The organism is Luedemannella helvata (assembly GCF_039528415.1).
Taxonomy (GTDB): domain Bacteria; phylum Actinomycetota; class Actinomycetes; order Mycobacteriales; family Micromonosporaceae; genus Luedemannella; species Luedemannella helvata.
Map to the genome: position 1 here is coordinate 59,467 of NZ_BAAALS010000012.1, position 19,997 is coordinate 79,463.

The 19,997-nt window shown below is 70.5% G+C and carries 17 protein-coding genes and 3 tRNA genes; 7 read left to right on the forward strand and 13 right to left on the reverse strand.

The window, feature by feature from the left end; genetic code table 11:
• Nucleotides 1-147: 147 nt before the first annotated feature.
• The gene (locus tag ABD191_RS13930; protein ID WP_344081315.1) at nt 148-1,074 is read left to right on the forward strand and encodes a phosphorothioated DNA-binding restriction endonuclease; all 927 of its coding nucleotides are present in this window, start codon (nt 148-150) and stop codon (nt 1,072-1,074) included.
• Nucleotides 1,075-1,467: 393 nt separating this feature from the next.
• Here the strand turns inward: ABD191_RS13930 and ABD191_RS13935 are convergent.
• Nucleotides 1,468-1,540: transfer RNA gene (locus tag ABD191_RS13935), tRNA-Arg, on the reverse strand.
• Nucleotides 1,541-1,574: 34 nt separating this feature from the next.
• Nucleotides 1,575-1,665: transfer RNA gene (locus tag ABD191_RS13940), tRNA-Ser, on the reverse strand.
• A gap of 226 nt (nt 1,666-1,891) precedes the next feature.
• Here ABD191_RS13940 and ABD191_RS13945 point away from each other — a divergent pair.
• Nucleotides 1,892-5,404 carry a carboxypeptidase regulatory-like domain-containing protein gene (locus tag ABD191_RS13945; RefSeq protein ID WP_344081318.1) on the forward strand — a complete coding sequence of 1,171 codons (3,513 nt, stop codon included), beginning with the start codon at nt 1,892-1,894 and terminating at the stop codon, nt 5,402-5,404.
• 39 nt (nt 5,405-5,443) lie between these two features.
• Here ABD191_RS13945 and ABD191_RS13950 read toward each other — a convergent pair whose 3' ends face one another.
• Nucleotides 5,444-6,157, reverse strand: a complete 714-nt coding sequence (locus ABD191_RS13950; RefSeq protein ID WP_344081639.1) for a CPBP family intramembrane glutamic endopeptidase — start codon at nt 6,155-6,157, stop codon at nt 5,444-5,446.
• Between the two features lie 52 nt (nt 6,158-6,209).
• Nucleotides 6,210-7,688, reverse strand: a complete 1,479-nt coding sequence (locus ABD191_RS13955; RefSeq protein ID WP_344081321.1) for a peptide deformylase — start codon at nt 7,686-7,688, stop codon at nt 6,210-6,212.
• A gap of 213 nt (nt 7,689-7,901) precedes the next feature.
• Here ABD191_RS13955 and ABD191_RS13960 point away from each other — a divergent pair, with 213 nt between their 5' ends.
• A complete protein-coding gene (locus ABD191_RS13960; protein WP_344081324.1) occupies nt 7,902-8,687 on the forward strand; it encodes a (2Fe-2S)-binding protein in 786 nt (261 codons plus the stop codon).
• Nucleotides 8,688-8,719: 32 nt separating this feature from the next.
• The gene (locus tag ABD191_RS13965; protein ID WP_344081327.1) at nt 8,720-10,630 is read left to right on the forward strand and encodes a primary-amine oxidase; all 1,911 of its coding nucleotides are present in this window, start codon (nt 8,720-8,722) and stop codon (nt 10,628-10,630) included.
• On the opposite strand, the gene ABD191_RS13970 is transcribed toward ABD191_RS13965, so the two are convergent.
• The 5 genes from ABD191_RS13970 to ABD191_RS13990 form a co-directional block, all read right to left on the reverse strand.
• Entirely contained in the window at nt 10,627-11,133 is a 507-nt protein-coding gene (locus ABD191_RS13970) for a GNAT family N-acetyltransferase (RefSeq protein ID WP_344081330.1), read from the reverse strand. The genes ABD191_RS13965 and ABD191_RS13970 overlap by 4 nt on opposite strands.
• Nucleotides 11,130-11,594, reverse strand: a complete 465-nt coding sequence (locus tag ABD191_RS13975; protein WP_344081333.1) for a T6SS immunity protein Tdi1 domain-containing protein — start codon at nt 11,592-11,594, stop codon at nt 11,130-11,132. The genes ABD191_RS13970 and ABD191_RS13975 overlap by 4 nt, the downstream gene beginning before the upstream one ends.
• Nucleotides 11,595-11,746: 152 nt before the next feature.
• Nucleotides 11,747-12,532 (reverse strand): hypothetical protein, encoded by a 786-nt coding sequence (locus ABD191_RS13980; protein ID WP_344081336.1) that lies wholly within the window; start codon nt 12,530-12,532, stop codon nt 11,747-11,749.
• Nucleotides 12,533-12,590: 58 nt separating this feature from the next.
• Complete coding sequence (locus tag ABD191_RS13985) at nt 12,591-13,337, reverse strand: methyltransferase domain-containing protein (RefSeq protein ID WP_344081339.1); 747 nt, start codon at nt 13,335-13,337, stop codon at nt 12,591-12,593.
• A 61-nt stretch (nt 13,338-13,398) separates the two neighbouring features.
• A tRNA-Ser gene (locus tag ABD191_RS13990) sits at nt 13,399-13,487 on the reverse strand.
• 103 nt (nt 13,488-13,590) lie between these two features.
• Here ABD191_RS13990 and ABD191_RS13995 point away from each other — a divergent pair.
• Nucleotides 13,591-14,565, forward strand: a complete 975-nt coding sequence (locus tag ABD191_RS13995; RefSeq protein WP_344081342.1) for an NAD(P)H-quinone oxidoreductase — start codon at nt 13,591-13,593, stop codon at nt 14,563-14,565.
• Here ABD191_RS13995 and ABD191_RS14000 read toward each other — a convergent pair.
• Nucleotides 14,562-15,263, reverse strand: coding sequence for a glycosyltransferase family 2 protein (locus ABD191_RS14000; RefSeq protein WP_344081345.1), 702 nt, complete (start codon nt 15,261-15,263; stop codon nt 14,562-14,564). The two genes, ABD191_RS13995 and ABD191_RS14000, sit on opposite strands and share 4 nt — an antisense overlap.
• 125 nt (nt 15,264-15,388) lie before the next feature.
• Here ABD191_RS14000 and ABD191_RS14005 point away from each other — a divergent pair, with 125 nt between their 5' ends.
• Together ABD191_RS14005 and ABD191_RS14010 are read left to right on the forward strand one after the other, a co-directional pair.
• Nucleotides 15,389-16,132, forward strand: coding sequence for a class I SAM-dependent methyltransferase (locus ABD191_RS14005; RefSeq protein WP_344081348.1), 744 nt, complete (start codon nt 15,389-15,391; stop codon nt 16,130-16,132).
• 71 nt (nt 16,133-16,203) lie between these two features.
• On the forward strand, nt 16,204-16,821 hold the full coding sequence (locus ABD191_RS14010; RefSeq protein WP_344081351.1) for a bacterial proteasome activator family protein: 618 nt from the start codon (nt 16,204-16,206) through the stop codon (nt 16,819-16,821).
• Nucleotides 16,822-16,851: 30 nt separating this feature from the next.
• Here ABD191_RS14010 and ABD191_RS14015 read toward each other — a convergent pair whose 3' ends face one another.
• The 3 genes from ABD191_RS14015 to ABD191_RS14025 form a co-directional block, all read right to left on the reverse strand.
• Entirely contained in the window at nt 16,852-17,709 is an 858-nt protein-coding gene (locus ABD191_RS14015) for an HAD family hydrolase (RefSeq protein ID WP_344081353.1), read from the reverse strand.
• Between the two features lie 79 nt (nt 17,710-17,788).
• Complete coding sequence (serS, locus tag ABD191_RS14020; protein ID WP_344081356.1) at nt 17,789-19,048, reverse strand: serine--tRNA ligase; 1,260 nt, start codon at nt 19,046-19,048, stop codon at nt 17,789-17,791.
• Nucleotides 19,049-19,096: 48 nt separating this feature from the next.
• The gene (locus ABD191_RS14025) at nt 19,097-19,897 is read right to left on the reverse strand and encodes a hypothetical protein (RefSeq protein ID WP_344081359.1); all 801 of its coding nucleotides are present in this window, start codon (nt 19,895-19,897) and stop codon (nt 19,097-19,099) included.
• Between the last annotated feature and the right edge of the window lie 100 nt (nt 19,898-19,997).

Sequence of the window (19,997 nt, forward strand, 5' to 3'; positions counted from 1 at the left end):
GCCCGGCCGCACGTGCACTTACCCGAGAGCGCCTCCGGAGACAGCCATGCCCCGCCGAAGTGTTCGCGAAGAACCAGGCGTACGGCCGCGTCCATGCCGTCCGTCACCGTCTCCTTTGCACCGTCGCGCGTGTGGCACCCTGAAGTGATGACGGCCTCACCCGGCGACACCGGCCAGGGCGGTCCGTTGGACCGGTTGGCCCGGCTGCGTCAGCACGAACGCGGCGGTCGGCGCTCACCGCACAAGCCGCTGCTGGTCCTGCTGGCCCTCGGCCGCCTGCACCAGGGCCACACCGACGGCCTGACGTGGCAGGACGCCCAACAGCGCCTCGCCGACCTCATCACCGAATACGGTCCCGCGTCACGGACCCGCCCCGCGCAGAGTGCCGCGTACCCGTTCACCCGACTGCGCTCCGATGCCATCTGGGTCCTCGACGCCGACGTTCCCATGGACGACGTCGGCCCACTGAACCGACACAACCCGGTTGGCCGGTTCACCCCCGAACTACAGACACTGCTGCACGGCGACCCCGATCTGGTCAGGTCCACGGCCCATGCCCTCGCCGAGGCACACTTCCCGGCGACCGTCGCCGCCGACGTACTCGCAGATGTAGGTTTCGATCCGGACCTCGTACTGACCGCGCCGGATGTTCTGCCCGATCCCACCGGCGCCCGCGACCGACGCCGCGACCCCGCCTGGCGGCACGCGATCCTGCAAGCCTGGGACCTCCAGTGCGCCTTCTGCGGCTACGACGGACAGATCCTCGGCACCACCGTCGGCGTCGAAGCCGCCCATGTGCGCTGGTTCTCCTTCGACGGCCCCGACAGCCTCGACAACGGCCTGGCCCTGTGCGTCCTGCACCACAAACTGTTCGACCGCGGCGTCATCGGCCTCGACCACACCCACCGCATCGACGTCACCACCGCCTTCCGCACCAGCACCGACGCCGGCCGCGCGATCTACGCCCTCCACGGCCGCCACCTACAACCCCGCCCCGGCACCCAACCGCCCGCCACCGACCACATCGCTTGGCACCGGCGCGAAGTCTTCAAGGGCACACGACTACCGACCTGACCAGGAACGACCATCGTCGTACACATGTACTATCCACAGGCAGTGGACAACCCCAGGTCCGCACCGACCCACCGGGGGCGCGGGCATGGGACGCACCACGACAGGACCATCGCGATGGACGAGGGCCCCGCTGGAGCCCCGCTGTTGGTAGACCGGCGAGACCCGCAGGTGGACGCCACATCATCGGCGGCACCGCCGGATTCCAGCGCGGACCAATCGGCACCCACCAGCACGAGTCCAACTACACCGACATGCCGCGTCACCAGGGGCATCGTCGACGGACGAGCACCACCGGAGCAACGCATCCCAACATGCGGAAGATTCGCGGCACATGACGGGAAGCAATCAGGGCTGTGACCCACGTTTCCGCTGGTCACAGCCCTGATGTCGCTGCGCGCCCGAAGGGACTCGAACCCCTAACCTTCTGATCCGTAGTCAGATGCTCTATCCGTTGAGCTACGGGCGCAGGTGCCTGCCCAGTGTACATACCGGGCTGAGCGCGGAGGCTCCGGGATTCGAACCCGGGAGGGGCTTTAAGACCCCAACCGCATTAGCAGTGCGGCGCCATAGACCGTACTAGGCGAAGCCTCCATGGCGGCCCTAGGAACAGGACCACCGCCGCTAGAGGATACAGGGCCGGCGGGGTGCCCGCCAAAGCACTATGCCCGTCGACGCGGGACGGCCCCAACCGGACATCGGACGCGAGCGGGTAGAAGGAGCCCAGACATCAATGTGTGGGCCTATCATCAACGCCGGCTGAGCCTTAGCTGAGAGCTTTTCCTGTTCCAGCCACCCCTTCTTCGGAGGCACCACACTGATGCCTGCACCCCTTCTTGCACGCTTCGCGGTCGCGGCGTCGCTTGCCGTGGTCCTCGGGGCCGCAGCGCCTGCGCCTCCCGCGTACGCGAATGACACGACCGGTACGGTCGCGGGCCATCTTCGTGACGGCACCGACCCGATGCCCGACGTCGCTGTGAGCCTGTCGACGATCGATGACGTCGCTGTGGTGAGCACGGTCACGGACGCGGATGGCGCCTTCGCCTTCGCCGACGTGGCGCCCGGCGACTATGTCGTGCGGTTTGACGGGCCCGAACCTCTGCGCCAGTACTACCACCATGCCAGGGACGCCGCCGGCGCCCAGGCGATCACGGTCACGGCGGGCGAGCAGACGATCGTCGAGGAGACCGTCTTTCCGTACGGGACGTTGACGGGTCGCGTCGTGACGGACGGGGGCGACCCGCTCGGGGACGCTATCGTGACGATCTTCAACAGCGAGGATGCCGGGGTTGCCAATGTGGTGACCGACGGCAACGGTGTGTACACCGTCCCGTACCTGTGGCCGGGTGGGTACCGGGTCTCGGTCTACGACCAGGAGTACGGGCTCACCCAGTACGTGCCGCAGGCGACGACCATGACCGGCGCCGAGGTGATCTCCGTGGCGGCCGGTGCCCCCACGGTGGCGAACCAGACGCGGCTTCGCACTGGCACGATCACCGGCACGGTGCTCTACAAGGGAGTTCCGGCTCGTGGATCGGTGACGGCCTACGCAGGCAACGACTCGCAGGGCACGGCCACCCTTTCGACGAAGGGTACGTTCAGCCTGGTGACGTTGGCGGGCACGGTGCAGTTGCGATACAAGATCGGCGGGCCGGGCACCCCGACCTACCAGTGGTACCACCAGAAGACCACACAGGACGAGGCAGAGCCGCTTGAGGTGAGCCCCGGGGGCACGCTGACGGTGGACGAGACGATCGTCGACCCGCTCAACGAGGGTCTTATCAACGGTCGGCTCACCTACGAGTCCGGTGACGTGGCGGCCGATATCCCGGTGACGATCACCTCGAGCTCGGGCGCGACGTACCACACGACGACCGACGCCTATGGCAAGTACTCGCTGGTCGTGCCGACCGGCCTCCACCGGGTCCGGTTCGACGCTCCGCAGTTCACCCAGTGGGCCTTCGGCAGGTACTCCGAGGAGTCGGCCGACTTTGTCCAGGTGAGAGTGAACAGGACCACCACGGTGAGCGATGTGTTGAAGCCGGGCGAGCCACCGGCTCCGACGGGCATCGTCGGCAAGCTCACCGACGGCGGCGAGCCGGTTGCCGGCGTGCCGGTCGCTGCCTACACCGAGTCGTACGGATGGGTCGAGTCGACAACAACCGGCGTGGATGGCTCGTTTGCCTTCCCGACGGCCTGGCCGGGCAACTACAAGGTGCGGTTCACGTTGCCCGGGAACGTCCAGCAGTGGGCGCATCAGAAGTGGAGCTTCGACACGGCCGACGTCATTGTCGTCAACGACGGCGGGGCAACGGTCGTCAACGAGGAGCTCGCCCCGCACGGGCAGGTCACCGGCCACCTGACCGACGCGGACGGCGCGGCGATGGGCAACGCGAGCGTGACGGCGTCCAGCGTGGATGGGCAGATCCAGGCCCAGGTCACTGCCGGGGCGAACGGTGCGTACACCGTGCCTTTCCTCCCGGCCGGCGATTACACGATCGCGTTCCGGCCGTTCGGGGACGGCGGGCCGACGCAGTTCGCGTACCGCAAGACCCGCATCAGCGACGCCGCCGTGATCCCGGTCGCGGCGGGTGCCTCGGTGACCGTGGACGACGAGATTCTGCCGCTGGCAACCGTCACGGGTCGGCTCACCGACAACGGCCAGCCGGTCAGGGACGCGCAGGTCGCCCTCCACGACGCGGTGACCGGGGAGATCACGTACGCGTTCACCGACGACAACGGCGACTGGCAGGCACGCACCTTCCCCGGCGGGTACAAGGTGCATTTTGCCCTGTCCAACGGCCTGAGTCAGTGGGCGCATCAGGCCCGCGAAGAGGACGACGCGGCGGTGTTGACCTTCGTCGCGGGCGACAACGTCGTGACCGAGGAGATGCTGGCGACCTCGACGATCCGCGGCCGCCTTGTCGATCACCACGGCAACGTCGTCACGAGCGGCAACGTCGAGATCAGCGGCGGCAACGAGGTCTACAACGCCTATCTCGACGAGAACGGCGAGTGGTCGGCGACCGTCGCCCCAGGCACCTACAAGGTCCGGTTCGTGACGGACGAGGGCACCCAGTGGGCGTACGGGAAGCCGACGGCGGCGACCGCGGACCCGATCACGGTCCCGGCGCGCGAGACGGTCGTCGTCGATGACGATCTGATCGCGCCCGGCTGGCTGCGCATCACGGCGAAGGACTCGGCGACGGGCGCGGCCATCACCACCTTCTGCGCGTACGCCGACAGCGGCGTGATCGTCAGCGGGTGCACGACGAACGGGGTCGTCACCTTCGCGGGTCTGAGCCCTGGCGAGTACACGGTCGCGGCGTACGTGGAGGACGAAGCGTCGGACTACCTGACGACCGAGATCCAGGACGTGATTGTGATCACCGACCAGGAGACGCCGCTGGCGATGGGCCTGCGCAAGGGGGCCACGTTCAGCACCACGGTGAAGGACGCCAAGACGGGCGTGCCGGTGCCAGGCGCGTGCGTGGAGCTGGTCGAGGCCGATCGACCGAGCTACCTCGGCGTGAGCCGGCGGGTCTGCGCCGACAGCCAGGGCGTCGTGACCCAGAGGAAGGTCATTCCGGACGCCTACAACCTGTTCGTATGGGTCTCCGACGGCGTGCACGGCCGGCAGTGGGTCGGCCCGAACGGCGGCGTCGGCGCACAGGCCAAGGCGAAGACGGTGACGTTGATCGGTGGCACGACCATCACGATGCCCGCGATCAAGCTCGACAAGTCCGGCTCGGTGAGCGGCGTCGTCACCGACAAGGCCTCGGGCGCCCGGCTCGAGAACGCCATGGTGGCGCTGTCGAGCTACCACGACGGCCACGGCGGCGGCGGTTCGCTCACCGCCACCGACGCGCAGGGCCGCTACACACTCACGGATCTCGGCCCGTACGAGTGGACGCTGTTCTTCCGGCACCGCGATTACGCGGCCCAGTGGTCCGGCGACGTCCCGAACCGGCTGGCGGCCCATGGGGTCAAGGTCAAGGCCGGCAAGACCAAGAAGTACGACGTGAAGCTCCGCAAGGGAACGTCGCTTACGGGCACGGTTCTCGGGTCGGGTGGCCGGGTGCCGGACAGCGCGCGGATCACGGTGATCAACGCGGCGACGGGCGACGAGATGGGCAGCGCCGACACCGACGCGAACGGCGTCTACCAGGTACCCGTTCTCGGACCGCAAGTTATCAAGATCCGCATTGAGGGGTCGGTCGGTGGGTCCTGGGGCACGGAGTACTACAACGACTCGGACTACCTCAGCGACTCGCACACGGTCACGGTCCCGGCCACTGGCACGAAGATCCTGAACATCACGTTCACGCCGTAACGACACGTCGGTGGGGCGGCCCATGCCGCCCCACCGACGTCACCGTAGGAAGTCCAGCTTGTCGGCGAGGTAGGTGTAGCCGAGGTACGCGATGACGTCCAGCAGCGTGTGCGCAATGATCAACGGCCACAACCGCTTCGTACGCGTGTAGAACCAGCCGAACGCCAGTCCCATGATCACGTTGCCGACGAAGCCGCCGATGCCCTGGTAGAGGTGGTAGGTGCCGCGCAGCAGGGAGCTGGCCACGATCGCCGGCCAGGCGCCCCAGCGCAGGTCGCGCAGCCGGGTGAGCAGGTACCCGACGACCACGACCTCCTCGATCACCGCGTTGCCGATCGCGGCCAGGATGAGCACGGGTACGGCCCACCAGATGGCGGGCAGGTTCGCCGCGGCCACGGCCGTGTTGATGCCCAGCTCCTTGGCGGCCACGTAGAGCCCGATGCCGGGCAGCCCGATGGCCGCCGTGATGCCGAGACCCGTGAGCACGTCGAACGCCGGACGCGACCGGTCCAGGCCCAGCGCCGCCGGTACGTCGGGGTGGTCGCGCCGCAGCAGGTGGATCGCCAGCAGCGCGGGGATGATGTTGAACAGCACGCCGAGCAGCTGGTACGACAGGTCCAGCCAGGGCCGGCCGGGCGCCTGGGACGGGTTGAGCGTCGTCGTCTGCGACGCCAGCGGCGCCGGGGCGGTCAGCTTTCCGACGAAGCTCACGATCGAGTACAGCGCGGACTGCCCGAGGCTCACGCCGAGCATGAGCAGGACCTCGCGTCTGCGTACTACATCCGACAGCACGACGCGAGCGTAGTCAGTACCGCCAGGGCAGGCCCGCCCCGTCGTACTCGGACACGGGTACCAGCGGCACGCCGGGGTGCATCCGTTCCGGGTAGAGGACCCCGTCGAGGTGGTCGACCTCGTGGGCGATGAGCCGGGCGAGCGCCCGGTCGAACCGGGTCACCACGGGCGTCCCGTCGGGCAGCTGGTGCCGCACGTCGATGACGGTGGGGCGGGGTACCTGCCCGCGCACGTCGAAGAACGACAGGCATCCTTCGTACTGTTCGTCGTGTTCTGAGGCGGATGCGACGACGATCGGGTTGAGCAGCACGATGTCGGCGGCGCCGATGGGGCGCACGATGGCGGCCGCCCAGCCGATGCCGACCTGCGGGGCGGCGATGCCGGCACCTTTGCTGAAGTCGTGCAGGCTCATGACCCTGCCGAGGGTCTCGCGGAGCCGCTCGACCACGTCCTCGGCGAGCGCGCGGTCGGTGGGCAGGTCGAACCGACGGGCGGGCGTGGTCAGGATGGGGGCGCCGCGCTGCACGACCCCGGCGGCGCGCATCCGGTCACTGGGTGCCCCGGCGACGCCCCGGAACCGCCATTCCAGCCGGTACCGGGCGTTGAGGGGCGGGTTGTCCGTGGCCCAGTCGAAGGTGACCCGGTCGCCCTCCGCGCGGTGCGCGATGGGGGTACGCAGCGGCGTGGCGTCGGCCGTGAAGGAACTTTCCACGCCCCACACGATCGGGTCGAGCGCGGCCGGGAAGTCCAGCCGTACGGTGAGCCGCTCGGTGGGCAGCCGGATGGCCCGCTGGAACCAGGTGCCCCATTTGTCCTCGCCGACGGAGTACTCGTACTCGATGGTGGTCCGCTGGCCGGGGTAGAGCGGGAAGCGGGAGTCGGCGTTCTCGAACAGCAGCCAGACCTCTTTGAAGGAGTCCCGGTCGTGGGTGGGGCGGATCATCATGGGCTCGCCGGCGCTGCGGGCGGAAAGCTCCAGCTCGGTCCAGGTCAGCGGGTGGGTGCGGTAGTACCGGTTGGACCGCTCGGGCTCGCCCGGGTACCGGTCGACGGCGACGCGCACCAGGTAGCGGGTGACCGGTTCGGTACCGGCGTTGTAGAGCGCGCGGCGCACGAGGCAGCGGTAGCGCCCGCCGGTGAAGGTCAGCTCGGCCAGTTCCCGCTCGACGATGAGCCCGGCCTGCAGGTTCTGCCGCTGCTCGGGCGGGCCGAGGCGGCGTCCGCCGGTGTGCCGGCCGCCGGAGGCGCTGCGGGCGTCGTCGTACTCCCGGAAGAGCTGCCAGATGACCCCGGAGGCGCGCAGCACGGTGTCGGCGCGGCGGGCGAAGTCCTCCGTGGGGCGGTGTCGCTTGGCTTCGACATGGCTGACGTACGAGGGGTCGAAGCCCATCTCGGCGGCGAGCTGCTTCTTGCTGAGGCCCCGTTCCTCCCGAAGGTGGGCAAGGGCGTCGGCGAAGGCGGTCGCGGCCCGATCGACGGGCGGTTCCGTCATAACCGGTCACCTCGCCGGGTCGGGGGGAGCGTTACTCGGCGCCGTATTAAGTGTTTCTCGGGTCCGGATGCCCGCCGGCCGACCGACACTTTTCTGACAAAATGCTTGACAGGGCCTGATCTTCCCCAGCCCGGACGGTTACTCTGGTAAGGCTTACCTAAACGCGCTACTGTATTGCGTCTGTGATCGCCGCGCATGGGGAAGGGAGTGAGCGTGACCGCTGTCCTGAGCCGGACCGCCGACCCGCTCGCCCCGCTGCTGGACGCCCTGGCGCGCATGGACGGGCCCGCCGCCGCGGGCCTGACCCCGGGCGTGCGGGTGCACTCGGGCCACCTGGGGTGGATCAGCTCCACCCGGCTCGTGTCCGGCGACGCGCTGCCCGGCCTGCTCGACTCCGCCGCCCGCCGGTGGGGCGCCAGCCCGCACGCGGCCGCCGCGCTGGCCTGGAAGTGCTACAGCTACTGGGTCTCGCTGCCCGCCGTGCTGAGCTTCGCGGTCGCCCGCCGGGTGCCCCTCATGACCCCCGACGCGGTCGCCGCCCGGTGGTCGCCGCACCAGCCGTTCCTCACGGCCGGCATGACCCACGTGCGGGTCGCGATCCTGGCCTCCGACCCCTTGGCGGTCACCCCGACACCTGAGGTCCTCGTGGTGCCCGACGAGGCGGCGCTGCGCGAGGTCCTGCGCGCGTCGCTCATCGACGCGCACCTCACCCCGCTGCTCGACCGCATCCGCGAACACGTGCACCTGGGCGCCCGTACCCTCTGGGGTTCTCTCGCGTCCGGGGTGGCCCACGGCCTGTCGCGGGCCGCGGACGCCATCCCGGGGTCCACCCTGGACGCCGCGCACGACCTGCTGGACCTGTTCGACGTGGACGACCTGGTGACCCTGGAACCCGCGGCCACGGGCGCGGGGCTGTGCGTGCGTCGGCGCACCTGCTGCCTCGCGTTCACCCTGCCCGAGCCCAAGGTGTGCACCGGCTGCGTGATCAGACACCCCTGACTTCTGCGCGTGGGGCGGGCAGAATCGCCGGCATGACCTCCCCTCATCCACTTGACCGCCTCACCGCAGACGAAATCACCGCCGCCCGGGCGCTGCTCGCCCAGCAGGGGCTGGTCGGTCCCGATACCCGCTTCCCCTACCTCGCGCTGGAGGAGCCGTCGAAGGACGCCGTGCTCAACCACAAGCCCGGCGACCCGATCGACCGCCGGGTCCGGGCGATCCTGCTGGACGTCCACACCGGAGCGTCGCGCGACGTCCTCGCCTCGCTGACCCGGCAGGCGATCGACCGCGACACCGCGCTCGACCCGGTCCGCGACGGCCAGCCGCCGATCCTGCTCGAGGAGTTCATGGCCGTCGACGAGATCGTCAAGGCCGACCCCGAGTGGCGGGCCGCGATCGAGCGGCGCGGCATCACCGACATCGACCTGGTGCGCCCGTGCCCGCTGTCGGCCGGCGAGTTCGGCATCGAGGGCGAGGCGGGCCGCCGCCTGCTGCGCGCGCTGTCCTTCGTGGCCAACCGGCCCGACGACCACTGCTGGGCCCACCCGATCGACGGCCTGGTCGCCTACGTCGACCTCATCGAGAAGCGGGTCGTACGCCTCATCGACCACGCGGACCTGCCCATCCCGGCCGAGGAGGGCAACTTCGACAAGCCGGAGTCGCTGCGGCGGACCCTGCGGCCGATCCACATCACCCAGCCCGAGGGCCCCAGCTTTACCGTGAACGGCGACGAGGTGACCTGGGAGGGGTGGCGGTTCCGCATCGGCTTCGACGCCCGCGAGGGCCTCACCCTGCACCAGATCTCGATCAACGACCGGCCGGTCATCTACCGCGCGTCGGTCGCCGAGATGGTCGTCCCGTACGCCGACCCGAGCCCGGTGCGGTTCTGGCAGAACTACTTCGACGCCGGCGAGTACCTGCTGGGCCAGCAGGCCAACTCTCTCCAGTTGGGCTGCGACTGCCTCGGCGAGATCCACTACTTCGACGCGGTGCTCGCCGACGGCGACGGCAACCCGCGCGAGATCCCCAGCGCGATCTGCATGCACGAGGAGGACTTCGGCGTGCTGTGGAAGCACACCGACATCTTCACGGAGTCGCGCGAGACCCGCCGCCAGCGCCGCCTGGTCATCTCGTTCTTCGTCACGGTCGGCAACTACGACTACGGCTTCTACTGGTACCTCTACCTCGACGGCACGGTCCAGCTGGAGACGAAGGCGACCGGCGTGGTGTTCACCTCGTCGTACGTTCCGGGCTCGCCGTACGCGACACAGCTCGCGCCCGGCCTCGGCGCGCCGTTCCACCAGCACCTGTTCAGCGCCCGGCTGGACATGATGGTCGACGGCGTCGCCAATGCGGTCGACGAGGTCGACGTCGCGCGCGTGCCGGTCTCGGCGGACAACCCGTACGGCAACGCGTTCACCCGCTCGATCACGCGCATCGGGCACGAGTCCGACGGGGCGCGCGACGCCGACGCCTCCGTCGGCCGGGTGTGGCAGATCTCCAGCGCCGACCGGGTCAACCGGCTCGGCGAGCCGACCAGCTACGTGCTCTACCCGACGCAGTCCCCGCTGCTCGCCGCGGACGACACCGCCTCGATCTCGCGCCGCGCGGCGTTCGCGACCCGCTCACTGTGGATCACCCGGTACGACGCGGACGAGCGCTATTCGGCGGGTGACCTCGTCAACCAGCACGCTGGCGGGGCCGGCCTGCCGTCCTACGTGGCCGCCGACCGGGAGCTGGACGGCCAGGACGTGGTGCTGTGGCACACCTTCGGGCTCACCCACTTCCCCCGCCCCGAGGACTGGCCGGTCATGCCGGTAGACACATGCGGGTTCACGCTGAAGCCGGCCGGCTTCTTCGACCGCAACCCGACCCTGGACGTGCCGGAGAGCACGGCCGAGCACTGCGTCGACAGCCGTACCCGCGCCTCGCACTGTCACTAGGTTGGTGGGCGCCCCGGCCCGTTCGCCGGTCGGGGCGCCAACGACCGACGCATCGCCGGCATGCTGTGGCGGGCGAAGCCGAGCTGCTGGTAGAGGGGCTCGCCGTACGGGGACGCGTTGAGTTCGACCTTGGTCACGCCCCGCTCGGCATACCAGGTGAGCAGCGCGGTCATGCACGCCCGGGAGTACCCGCGCCGCCGGTAGGCCGGGTCCGTGGCCACGTTGAAGATGTGGCCGGTCTCGCCGGTGAGGTTGCCCGGGTTGGGCAGCCGGCGCTCGATCGTGCCGACCGCGCAGCTCGCCAGCCCGGTGTCGTCCTTGTCGACGACGAAGGCCGCCCAGGCGCTGTCCGGGTCGGCGAGCGTCTCGCGGAACCGGGCCACGGTCGCCGGGTACCAGGGGCCGGGCACCGGGGCGATGCCGTCGAGGGCCGCCCACATGACCACCCGAAGCCGGGTCAGCTCCTCGGCGTCGTCGGGCCCCGCCCGGCGTACGACCGTCATGGTCCCTCGATCTTGATCTGACCGATCGGCGTACCCGGCGGCAGGTCGCGCAGCTGCTGGTGCAGCTGGCCCGCGATGTTGATCGAGACCACGAAGTCCTCGACGGTGATGTTCGCCACATCGAACGAGCCGCCCAGGACGGGCGGCGGCATGAAGTCGAACACCTGGTCGGGCCCCAGGCTCAGCCCCCGCCGCTGCGCGGCCTCTGCGAGCGGGGCCAGCAGGTACCGGTTCTGCCCCTCCTCGGTGGCCAGGTCGAGCTCCAGGGCCTCGCGCGTGGGCCAGCACAGCTTCACGTCGCCCTCGATGGTGTCCAGGAACCACCACCCCTGCGGCGAGGAGAGGAAGACATCCCCGAAGTACGAGGTGAACTGCGCGGCGAGCCCGTCGAGGGGCAGCCAGCGCCACCCCGCGAGCGCCGCGTCGTACTGCTCCTGGCTGAACGTCCTGGTCCATTCCACGCCGCCAGTATGCCCGCCGCGTGATCGACGGCTCCTCGCTCGACGGGATGGGTGCCTCAGAACACCGACTGCACTTTTGTGGACACGCTGTGGACGTGCTGTCGCACTTTTGGTGCAACACGTCCGCGCGGACACCCATCGCTCCGCCCGGTCTACGCCAGCTGGAGGACCACCGCGTCGCCGGCGCGGGTGATCCGCGCGGTGTGCTCGTGCCAGTCGAGGAGCCCGCCGACCGGCTTGTCGTAGGAACCGTCGTGGTTCTCCTGCCAGCCGGTGTCGACCAGGTGCGCGGCCAGCCGGTCGGCGATCTCGTCAGGTGCCTGGCCGGGCGCCCCGGTGACGGTCATGAGCACGTCGCAGAACCCGGAACTGCCGCACCGGCGCTCCTCGGCCGCCACGGTCAACCCGGGGGGCAAGGGCAGCACCTCCACCGCCTCGGCCTGAGACTTCAGCGTCGACAGGCTGCGGTGCCCGTCGGACGTGACCGCGAACCCGATGACCCCCACGACGAGCACACCGACCGCCAGGGCGCCGGCCCCGATCGCGTACCGCCGGGTGGGCTGGTCGACCCGCGACCGGTCCCACGCCAGTCCCAGGGCACACAGCGGGTACGCCACCATCGCGTACGCGAACATCCAGTCGTGCCGCGGCGGCGCGATGGTGCCCGGCTGCCAGGTCGACAGGGCGTAGAGCACCGGTAACGCGACGGCCAGCGCGATGGCGAGCGGGCGGGCGAGCCGGCTCCGCGCGGCGCCCAGCCAGATGAACAGCGGCGCCACGAACGGCCCCGCGATCAGTACGTGGGCGGACGCGAACCGCCACTGGCGGGCGGCCACGCACAGCAGCACCACCAGGCCCAGGGCCAGCAACGGCCGCGACCTGCCGCCGCGCAGCCACGCCACCAGCCGCCCGGTCATCGACTTCCGCCGCGTCTCCATGGCGACCGACTATGACAGGCGCACCTGGTCGCCGTCATCCACAGGTTGTGCCGCGCGCTCAGCCCTCCGCGCGGGTCAGCAGGAAGATCGTCTCGCCGCGCGAGAGGCCGAACCTGTGCACGTCCGGTTCGGTCGCCACGCAGCGGCGCGAGGCGAGGCCCGCCGCGGCGAAGCGCTCCTCGATGTCGGCGCCGTAGAAACGCACGTGGTCCGACTGGCCGAAGAGAAGCGCCCGCTCGCGCGGGTCGGTCACCGACGGGTCCTCGAAGGTCGTCTCCCAGGTACCAATGAACGGCACAGCGACCACGGCCGTACCGGCGGGACGCAGCACCCGCCGGACCTCCCGCAGCGCCATCCGGTCATCGGCCACGTGCTCGAGCACGTGCGAGCAGATGATCAGATCGAAGGACTCCGCGCCGTACGGCATGCGCTGGATGTCGACCGAGTGAGGCGAACCGTCGTAGACGGCGGCGACATAGGTCCCGCAGAACTTCTCGACCGACTGCTGCAGGGCGTACTCCGGGGCGAAATGCAGCACGTCCAACCCGGCGAGCAGCCCCGGGTTCCGCTGGAGGATCAGGGCGATGAGGCGATGGCGCTCGACGGACCCGCACCGCGGACACATCGCGCCGGGCCGCCGCCGCACCCCGAACGGCTCGAAGTGACCGTGGTACCCGCACAGGGGACACTGCCTCGGCCACTCATCGTCCCTGGCCCGGCGGCGACGGCCGACCTCCAAAACGTCGCTGATCAATGCGCGCAGCGGCGACCGCTGCTTGGGCGCACACGGATTCTTGACGGTCACGTAGCGTTACGTTACGAGCATCACCTGGTAACGCCACCCGACTCGCCGCCGGGCATGTAAGCGGAGGGCCAGGGATTCGAACCCTGGAGGAGTGTCACCACCCCTAGCGGTTTTCAAGACCGCCGCCATCGGCCACTAGGCGAGCCCTCCCGGCACCCTGAACAGTGTGCCAGATCCCCCGGTCGCCCCCGCCGGGCATTGGCACGGCGCGGCCGGCGGTGCAGTGGATGCGCTGGCAGGGGATGATGTGCGGGTGCATGCGATCACGATCAGCCGTCCGGGCGGGCCCGAGGTGCTTGTCTGGGGCGAGGTGGACGAGCCCGAGGTCCGGCCCGATGAGGTGCTCATCGAGGTGGCCGCGGCGGGCGTGAACCGGGCCGACCTGTTGCAGCGGGAGGGGCACTATCCGCCGCCGCCCGGGGCGTCGCAGTACCCAGGCCTTGAGGTGTCCGGGACCGTCGCCGCCGTCGGGCGGGAGGTGACGGACTGGCGCGTCGGCGACCGGGTGTGCGCGCTGCTCAGCGGCGGCGGGTACGCCGAACGGGTGGCCGTGCCGCAGGGGCAGGTGCTGCCCGTGCCGGACAGTGTCGACCTGGTCGCCGCGGCCGGGCTGCCGGAGGCGGCGTGCACGGTGTGGTCGAACGTGTTCGACGTGGCACGGCTTCAGCCGCTGGAGGTGCTGCTCGTCCACGGGGGCGGCAGCGGGATCGGTACGTTCGCCATCCAACTCGCGGACGCGCACGGGTCGCGGGTACTCACCACGGCGCGAAGCGCCAAGCATGACGCGTTGCGCGAGTTGGGCGCGGACCTCGCCATCGACTACACGGACGAGGATTTCGTGGCCGCGACGCTGGCGGCGACGGCCGGCCGGGGCGCCGACGTGATCCTCGACATCGTGGGCGGGGCCTACCTGCCGCGCAACGTGCAGGCGTTGGCGCCGGGCGGGCGGCTCGTCGTGATCGGGCTGCAGGGCGGGCGGCGGGGCGAGCTTGACCTGGGCGTGCTGCTCGCCAAGCGGGCCTCCGTGGCCGCCACCGCGCTGCGGTCGCGGTCCGCCGAGGACAAGGCCCGCGTCGTCGCGGGCGTACGGGCGCACGTGTGGCCCCTCGTGGAGGCAGGCATGGTCGGCCCGGTGATCGATACGAAGTTCCCGATCGCGGAGGCGGCCGCCGCGCACGAGCGCGTCGCGGCCAGCGACCACGTGGGCAAGGTGCTCCTGGTTGCCTAGCGGCTGGCGACCGGCGGCTTGCGGATGCGCTCGCGGGTGAGGATCCAGAGCGCCTCGACGCCGTCCTTCCAGGTGATCTTCTTGCCCTCCTCGCGCGAGCGCGCGCGGTAGGAGATCGGCACCTCGTACGGGCGGATGCGCTGGCGCAGCAGCTTGCCGGTGACCTCGGCCTCCATGCCGAAGCCGGCCGACTTGATGTTCAGCGACCGGTAGAGCTCCAGCGGCATGAGCTTGAAGCACGTCTCCAGGTCGGAGATGTAACAGTTGTAGAGGACGTTCGCGGCCGTCGTGACGCCCTTGTTGCCCATGACGTACCAGAACGAGAACGCCGAGTGGCTGCCGAACGTGCGGTTGCCGTAGACGACCCGGGCATGTCCGTCGAGGACCGGCTGCAGCAGGCGTGGGATGTCGTGCGGGTCGTACTCGAGGTCGGCGTCGAGAATCACCATGTACTCGCCCGTGGCGCCCTCGACGGCCGTCCTGATCGCGGCGCCCTTGCCCTTGTTCTGCGGGTGCGCGATCAGGTTGATCCGTGGGTCGTCGAGCGCGGCGAGGACCTCGCCCGTGCCGTCCTGGCTGCCGTCGTCGACGATGACGAGTTCGACCTCCACCGGGTACGTCACGTCGAGGGCCTGCTTCACCGCGCTGGCGATGCTCTTGGCCTCGTTGTAGACGGGCATCAGGATGGACAGTTTCACTGGGCACTCCGACAGACGGCTGGACCGGTCACGGGCGATGGCATGTCCGAATCGTGACTCAGATTCCACAAAACGGAAATAGTGTCTTCTCACAGTACGGGTGAAGCCGTGAGAGAGTCTACGGCGTGCCTACCGTGACCGGAGATTCCCGCCTGCAGTCCGATGTGCTCGAGGAGCTGTCCGACGCCCGCGCCTACCGTCGCTGGCTCGCCCACCTCGCCCGGCCCTATCTCGGCGACGACCCCGTCGAGGTGGGCAGCGGCACCGGCGACTACGCCCTGGAGTGGGCGCCGACCGTGAAGAGGTTCACCGCGACCGAGGCTGACGAGTCGCGCTACAAGGCGTTGGCGGCGCGCTTCGCCGACCATGAAAATATCGTCACCCGCGAATTGCTGCTGCCCGACGCGGAGGCCGACGGCCACCACACGGCCGCGGTGGCCTACAACGTGCTCGAACACATCCCCGACCACGTCGGCGCGCTGCGCGGCATGGGCGCGCTCATCCGCCCCGGCGCCCCCGTGATCATCATCGTGCCGGCGTTCCCGTCCGCGATGAGCCGCTTCGACCGGGCCATCGGCCACGAGCGCCGCTACACGCGCGACAGCCTGCGCACCGCGATGACCGAGGCGGGGCTGGAGGTCGAGGATGTCCGCTACCTCAACCCCATCGGTTTGATCAACTGGTACGTGTCCGTGAAGGGCCTCGGCATGACCCCGCGCAACGGCGCGCTGCTGCGGCTCTACGACCGCACGTTCGTGCCCGTCGCCCGGTTCCTCGACCGGCGTGGACGCGCGCCGTTCGGCCAATCGGTCTTCGGCGTGGCCCGGGTGCCGGCGGCCCCGCCGCACGTACCCGGCCCGCGCGGTTAGCTGACGCGTGATCATCGTTAACGTCGGGCACATCGCGGAGGCGCCCGGTTCGCGACGCTATCGTGGTGCGCATGACGGACGCCGAGCGCACGGAAACTCCCCAGACCGACAGTGAGGCTCCGACCACCAGCACGGTGGTCGTGGTCGGCCCGGACGGGCGCCCCCTGGGCACGGTCGAGGTCGACGAGGCCGGCCGCAAGCAGGCGGCCGAGGAGGACCCGTCGAGCCTCATCGAGCAGCCCGCCAAGGTCATGCGCATCGGCAGCATGATCAAACAGCTGCTGGAGGAGGTACGCTCCGCGCCCCTGGACGAGGCTGCCCGTCAGCGGCTCACCCAGATCCACAAGCGGTCCATCAGCGAGCTCGAGGACGGCCTCGCCCCGGAACTGGTCGAAGAGCTGGAGCGGCTGTCCCTGCCCTTCACCCAGGACACCACCCCGAGCGTCGACGAACTGCGGATCGCGCAGGCCCAACTGGTCGGCTGGCTGGAGGGCCTGTTCCACGGCATCCAGGCCGCGCTCGTCGCCCAGCAGATGGCGGCCCGCCTCCAACTGGAGCAGATGCGCGGCGGCGGCGGTCGTGCCGCGCTCCCGGCCGGCCGGCCCGGCATCCCCGGCTTCGGCCTCCCGACGACGGGCGACCAGCACGGCCCCGCCGACCAGACGGGCCCCACGGGCCAGTACCTCTAGCGACGTGCGCCGACCGGCGGTGCGGCCGGGTCAGGCGTCCAGGAGGGACGCCACCCACGCCGCCACGCCGTCGGCGTCGTTGCTGGCCGTGACCTCCGCTGCCAGCGCCAGGATCTCCGGGTGGGCGTTCGCCACCGCGACGCCGCGACCGGCCCAGCGGAACATGGGTCCGTCGTTGGGCATGTCGCCGAAGACGACCGCGTCCAGCGGGGAGGCGTTGATGGCCTGGGCAACCACGGCCAGTCCGGTGCCCTTGTCGACCCCCGGCGCGGTGATCTCCACGTAGCCGAGCCCGGCCTGGGTGACCTCGGCCAGGTCCAGGGGTACGACCCGGCGAGCCAGGGCCAGCAGCTGGTCGGCGGTCATCCCGGGCGCCCGGGCGAACCCCTTGTAGACCGGCCCGGCGAGCGCCAGTGCCCGGTCGTAGACCTGCCATTCCGGGTACGGCCAGATGACGCCCGGGTCGCCCCACAGCGGCGAGCGGGGTGCGTCCAGGGCCTCGACCAGCACGGATAGCGCCTCGCCCGCCGCCAGCTCCATGAGTCGCAGGGCGGTACCGAGGTCCTCGCCGGGCATCCGGTCACGGCGCAGCACGACGGGCCGGGCGGGGTCGCGCTGGTCGACGACGTATGCCCCCTGGGCGAGGACGAAGAAGTCCGCCTCGGGCAGGTCGCGGCGGCACAGGTCGAGCAGGCGCGGGCCGCGGCCGGTGACGCCGACGATCGTCGCGCCGGCCGCGCGCGCCCGGCGCAGCACGGAGACGCTGTAGTCGCTGACGGTCTCGTCGCCGCGCACGAGGGTGCCGTCGAGATCCGTGGCGATGATGCGGGGCAACCGGGGCGACGTCCGTGCGACGGGACCGGGGCTGACCGCGACGCTGCTGGTCATGCGTACTCCTTGAGGAAAGGGCCGACAACATTACCCCCGATGGAGGTGTCGCGACCATGTCCGCAGGGAGGCAACCGCCCTAACTGGGCGTGAGCACGTCCCGGCCGCCCAGGAACTGCTGCAGGGCCTTCGGCACCCGGACCGAGCCGTCCGGGAGCTGGTGGTTCTCCAGGATCGCGGTGATCCACCGGGTGGTGGCCAGGGTGCCGTTGAGCGTGGCGGCCGTCTGCGTGCGGCCGTCGGCGTCCCGGTAGCGGATGTTGAGCCGCCGCGCCTGGAAGGTCGTGCAGTTGGACGTGCTGGTCAGCTCGCGGTAGCGCTGCTGCGACGGCAGCCACGCCTCGCAGTCGTACTTGCGGGCCGCGCTGGTGCCGAGGTCGCCGGCCGCCACGTCGATCACCCGGTAGGGCACCTCGACCTTGGCCAGCATCTCCTCTTCCCAGGCGAGCAGGCGCAGGTGCTCGTCGTGGGCGTCCTCCGGCTTGCAGAAGACGAACATCTCCACCTTGTCGAACTGGTGCACGCGCAGGATGCCGCGCACGTCCTTGCCGTACGACCCGGCCTCGCGGCGGAAGCACGACGACCAGCCGGCGTAGCGCAGTGGCCCCGCGCTCAGGTCGATGATCTCGCCACTGTGGTAGGCGGCCAGGGCGACCTCGCTCGTGCCGACGAGGTAGAGGTCGTCGGCCTCCAGCCGGTAGATCTCGCTGGCGTGCGCGCCGAGGAAACCGGTGCCCTCCATCGACTCCGGCTTGACGAGCACAGGCGTGATGCTGGGGGTGAACCCGACCTCGACGGCCTGCTGGATGGCCAGTTGCAGCAGCCCGAGCTGCAGCAGCGCGCCGACCCCGGTCAGGTAGTAGAACCGGCTGCCCGACACCTTCGCGCCGCGCTCGACGTCGATGGCGCGCAGGCCCTCGCCGAGCTCCAGGTGGTCGCGCGGGTTGTCGATCTGGGTGCGCTCGCCGACCTCGCGCAGCACGACGTAGTCGTCCTCGCCGCCGGCCGGCGCGCCCTCCTCGACGATGTTGGGCACGACGAGATTGGCCTGGCGCAGGACCTGCTCGGCCTCGGTCGCGGCCGTCTCGGCCGCTTTGACTTCCGCCGAAAGCTCCTTCGTACGGGCCAGAAGCGCGGCCTTCTCGTCACCCTTGGCGGCGGCGACCTGCTTGCCCAGCGTCTTCTGCTCGGCGCGCAGCGACTCGAAGCGCTGCACCGCGGCACGGCGCGCCTCGTCGGCGGCGAGGAGTGCGTCGACGGCGTCCGGGGACTCGCCGCGGGCCCGCTGGCTGGCACGAACCACGTCGGGGTCTTCTCGGAGCAGGCGCAGGTCAATCACAAAGCGTGAGCTTACCGGGCGGCCGCGACAGCCCTCACATCAATATCCTCAGCTGGGCGTGACCGTGAGGTCATAGGGGTCGCGGGGTCGCCAGACGGACGTGTCGCCCGCCTCGATGAGGTCCGGCCCGGTGTCCTCGACGGCGTCCGGGTCGGCCGCGGCGGGCGCCGCCGGTGCGGCGTACTCCTGGGGTGGCGTGGCGCGGGACGCGAACCAGACGGCGCCCAACGGCAGCAGCACCGCGGCGAACGCGAGCAGCAGGCCCGCGCCCACCGAGAAGGTGGGTGGCGCGGCGCCGGTGATCGACAGCAGGTTGCCTTCGTCGTCGTAGCCGTAGGACATGGTGAGCTGGTCGAGAACCGACCGCTTCATGTCGAGGCGCTCGGTTGACGCGCGCAGGGCGACCGCGACGAGCATGGCCACCAGGCCGAGTCCGCCGCCGATGACGGGGAAGCGCAGGCGCGCCGCGTGCTCGGCCCGGCCGATCGCCGCGGCGGCGGCGGCCAGCAGCCCGATGACACCGACCAGGTACACCGTGCCGAACAGGTCGAGATCGCCCACGCGCGAGGCGACCTCGCCGGCGAACTCCAAGGTGCGGCGGATGTTGACCTCGCCATCCTGTTGGGCGAAGGTGACCCGCTGCCAGTCCGCGATCAGCGAGGCCGCGAACGCCCCGGCGCCGACAACGGTGAGCCCGATGGCGAGGTGGCGCGGGCCGTAGTGGCCGGCCGGCACCATCGCCCGGCGCAGCCAGCCGCTCGGGGGCCGCACGCGGCGCCGGGCGGCTTTCGTCCGGTCGCCTGCCGGCGGGCCCAGTTCGTCCTGCCAGATGCCGATGTCACCAGCCACCACGTCATCGTGCCAAACGACCGGCCCGACAGCTATCCCACGAGGGCCACGACCTCGGTGTACGCGGCACCAACAACGGCTGGACAACGGGGTGCGGGGC

Coding starts and splice junctions, on each gene's coding strand:
- ABD191_RS13970 (WP_344081330.1), bottom strand. CDS start 11,133: ATGACGGTCGTACGCCGGGCGGGGCCCGACGACGCCGAGGAGCTGACC.
- ABD191_RS13930 (WP_344081315.1), top strand. CDS start 148: ATGACGGCCTCACCCGGCGACACCGGCCAGGGCGGTCCGTTGGACCGG.
- ABD191_RS13965 (WP_344081327.1), top strand. CDS start 8,720: ATGACCTCCCCTCATCCACTTGACCGCCTCACCGCAGACGAAATCACC.
- ABD191_RS13980 (WP_344081336.1), bottom strand. CDS start 12,532: ATGGAGACGCGGCGGAAGTCGATGACCGGGCGGCTGGTGGCGTGGCTG.
- ABD191_RS13955 (WP_344081321.1), bottom strand. CDS start 7,688: ATGACGGAACCGCCCGTCGATCGGGCCGCGACCGCCTTCGCCGACGCC.
- ABD191_RS14010 (WP_344081351.1), top strand. CDS start 16,204: ATGACGGACGCCGAGCGCACGGAAACTCCCCAGACCGACAGTGAGGCT.
- ABD191_RS13950 (WP_344081639.1), bottom strand. CDS start 6,157: ATGCTCGGCGTGAGCCTCGGGCAGTCCGCGCTGTACTCGATCGTGAGC.
- ABD191_RS13945 (WP_344081318.1), top strand. CDS start 1,892: ATGCCTGCACCCCTTCTTGCACGCTTCGCGGTCGCGGCGTCGCTTGCC.
- ABD191_RS14015 (WP_344081353.1), bottom strand. CDS start 17,709: ATGACCAGCAGCGTCGCGGTCAGCCCCGGTCCCGTCGCACGGACGTCG.